This is a genomic window from Brevundimonas sp. P7753 (genome assembly GCF_013386595.1).
Taxonomy (GTDB): Bacteria; Pseudomonadota; Alphaproteobacteria; order Caulobacterales; family Caulobacteraceae; genus Brevundimonas; species Brevundimonas bullata.
In genome coordinates this window covers 1-3,014 of the sequence record NZ_JACARP010000161.1, presented here as the reverse complement: position 1 = coordinate 3,014, position 3,014 = coordinate 1, and the positions used below count along the sequence as shown (strand labels likewise).

Below are 3,014 nucleotides of genomic sequence, written 5' to 3'. Positions count from 1 at the left end.
CTCGAGGGGGAAGGGAGCAGAGAATGCGTTACTCCGGCGCGCTCAGATCAATCCCCGCCAGCTTCCAGCCGAACAGGTTGCGGCGTTTCATCAGCAGGGAGACCTGCTCGTCCGGCTGGTCATCGCGGGTCAGGGTGACGGCGAAGGTGTCGAGGTCGCGGTAGCCCCAGGACTGTCGCACCTTCTTGCTTTCGGGCTTGCTCTGCGGCTTCGGGCCAGCCTCGGGCTCGACCTTGGCCTGGTCGGGCTTGGGCCCCTGGCCTTCCTGCACCATGACCGCGATGGCCTGGGGCGTGACGAAGGCGTCCACTGCACCCGACACCAGAGTCGGGGCGAGCAGCATGCCCAGGCCCGACAGACCGCCCAGGCGGTCGTCCTTGCGCATTTCGGCGACCATGCGGGCGCTCAGCTCGTCTTTCAGGCTGGCGCGGAAGGCGGGAAAGTCGACCTGGCGCTCCAGCGCCTGCTCGTTTCCGGTCTTGGCGGCCTGGACCAGCGACCGCGCCGCCAACAGGGGCGATGCGGCATAGGCCAGGACAAACACCGCCACGGCGGCGCCCCCCAGTCGAATGATCAGTTTCTGGTTCATCGGCCCTCCCCTGCCTTACGAACGCGACGGGTAGGCGACATGTTGCACCACGATCCCCGAAAATCCCCAAGGGCATTAAGGGCATGGTTCGTGGAGGGGCTCAAGCGCGGCGTTAATGCTTGGCGTCATTGCGCCCCCTCCCACCGTCATCCTCGGGCTTGACCCGAGGATCGAGGACAAGGTCGCACTCATCCTCACCCACGTCGCGCAGGCGGACAATCCGATCCTCGGGTCAAGCCCGAGGATGACGGCGGTTGGGATGGACAGCGCCCAGTAAAAAGGCCCGCCGGATTGCTCCAGCGGGCCTTCATGCTTGGTGCGCTAACGCGCTTCGCGCTGCTTGAGCGCGTCAGGCCGCTTTTGAGCCGGCCCAACAAAAAGCCGCTAGCCGATGTTCGGCAGGGCCTTCTTCAGGTTCTCGGAGACCTTGTCGAGGAAGCCCTCGGTGGTCAGCCACGACTGCTGGTCGCCGACCAGCAGGGCCAGGTCCTTGGTCATGAAGCCGGCTTCGACGGTCTCGACCACGACGCGTTCCAGGGTGGCGGCGAACTCGGCCAGGTCGGCGTTGTCGTCCAGCTTGGCGCGGTGCGAGAAGCCGCGCGTCCAGGCGTAGATCGAGGCGATCGAGTTGGTCGAGGTGGCCTCGCCCTTCTGGTGCTGGCGGTAGTGGCGGGTCACGGTGCCGTGGGCGGCTTCCGATTCCAGCACCTTGCCGTCCGGCGTCATCAGCACCGAGGTCATCAGGCCCAGCGAGCCGAAGCCCTGCGCCACGATGTCCGACTGCACGTCGCCGTCGTAGTTCTTGCACGCCCAGACGAAGCCGCCCGACCACTTGATGGCCGCGGCCACCATGTCGTCGATCAGGCGGTGCTCATAGGTCAGGCCCTTAGCCTTGAACTCGGCGGCGAACTCTTCGTCGAACACCTTCTGGAAGATGTCCTTGAAGCGGCCGTCGTAGGCTTTCAGGATGGTGTTCTTGGTCGACAGATAGACTGGATAGTTGCGCTGCAGGCCGAACGAGAAGCTGGCGCGAGCGAACTCGGTGATCGAGTCGTCCAGGTTGTACATGCCCATGGCCACGCCGGCCGAGGGGAAGTCGAAGACCTCGTAGTTCTGCTCTTCGCCGTTGGCGCCGACCCACTTCATGGTCAGCTTGCCGGGGCCAGGGACCAGGAAGTCGGTGGCCTTGTACTGGTCGCCGAAGGCGTGACGGCCGACGACGATGGGCTGGGTCCAGCCGGGGACCAGACGCGGCACGTTGGAGCAGATGATCGGCTCGCGGAAGACGACGCCGCCCAGGATGTTGCGGATGGTGCCGTTCGGCGACTTCCACATCTTCTTCAGACCGAACTCGGCCACACGGGCTTCGTCAGGGGTGATGGTGGCGCACTTGACGCCGACGCCGTGCTTCTGGATCGCGTGGGCCGCATCGATCGTCACCTGGTCGTCGGTGGCGTCGCGGTTTTCCATGCTGAGGTCGTAGTAGTCGAGGTCCAGGTCCAGATAGGGGAAGACCAGCTTGTCCTTGATCATCTGCCAGATGATCCGGGTCATTTCGTCGCCGTCGATGTCCACGATGGGGTTGGCGACCTTGATCTTGGCCATGCTCTGCCTCTGTCTCTCAATCTGGGAAGGAATATCGTGCGGGCGGTATAGCGAGGCGCGGGCGCGGGCGCAAAGGGTCAGGGGCCGCAAGCGCCTTCCTGTGCGCAAAGGCCCCGATCCGACTTGAACCGGAGGCTGGCTTGACCGTTCATGGCGTCCCGCTCCTGTCGCCGGAAACGCCGCCCATGATGCTTCGCAGCCTGTTGCTTACCGCGTCCGCCGCCCTGGCCCTGGGGGCCTGTCAGGAAGGGGCTTCGACAGAGCCGACCGCCTCGACCGCCGTCGCAGCGGCGCCCGCCTCTCGCGGCTCCGCGACGGCCACGGTCAAGACCGAGACGCGCAAGTTCCGCGACTGGCTGGTCGTCTGCGACAACGGCAACGCCTGCTCCGCCTTCGGTCCCGCGCCCGACGGTCAGGGCGGCTGGGTGCGCGTCAGCATGAATGCCGGGCCCGACGCCCGCCCCGCCGTCTCCGCCGGCTTCTGGGGCGATCAGGAAGAGGGCGGCGCCGGCCCCTTCACCCTGACGATCGACGGCCGCGCCTTCCCCGCCGCGCAGGGAATCGACCCCTCCAATGATCAGGCCTACGCCGGAGTCATCGAGGGCGACGCCCTGCCGGTCGTGGACGCCCTGGCCTCGGGCCGCCGCCTGACCCTGTCCCAGGGGATGGAGAGCACGCCCATCTCCCTGTCCGGGGCCGCCGCCGCCCTGCTGTGGATCGACGAGCGTCAGGGCCGCCTGAGCACCGCCACCGCCCTGGTGAGGCGCGGATCGAAGCCCGCCTCCACCGTGCCCGCCGCCCCGGCCCTGCCGGTGGTGCG

The 3,014-nt window shown here is 66.9% G+C and carries 3 protein-coding genes; 1 reads left to right on the top strand and 2 read right to left on the bottom strand.

The window, feature by feature from the left end; translation table 11 throughout:
- Positions 1-28 precede the first annotated feature (28 nt).
- Together HX774_RS18665 and HX774_RS18660 are read right to left on the bottom strand one after the other, a co-directional pair.
- Positions 29-589, bottom strand: coding sequence for a DUF2939 domain-containing protein (locus tag HX774_RS18665; RefSeq protein WP_178828932.1), 561 nt, complete (start codon positions 587-589; stop codon positions 29-31).
- Positions 590-973: 384 nt separating this feature from the next.
- Positions 974-2,194: an NADP-dependent isocitrate dehydrogenase gene (locus HX774_RS18660; protein WP_114815767.1), complete on the bottom strand. Its 1,221-nt coding sequence runs from the start codon at positions 2,192-2,194 to the stop codon at positions 974-976.
- A 140-nt stretch (positions 2,195-2,334) separates the two neighbouring features.
- Between HX774_RS18660 and HX774_RS18655 the strand changes: the two genes are divergently transcribed.
- Positions 2,335-3,014 (top strand): DUF1176 domain-containing protein (locus tag HX774_RS18655; RefSeq protein WP_178828931.1); only part of this gene is annotated, 680 nt, incomplete at its 3' end.

What these genes read in the sequence shown, in the direction of transcription:
- HX774_RS18665 (WP_178828932.1), bottom strand. Translation starts at nt 589, where the DNA reads ATGAACCAGAAACTGATCATTCGACTGGGGGGCGCCGCCGTGGCGGTG.
- HX774_RS18660 (WP_114815767.1), bottom strand. Translation starts at nt 2,194, where the DNA reads ATGGCCAAGATCAAGGTCGCCAACCCCATCGTGGACATCGACGGCGAC.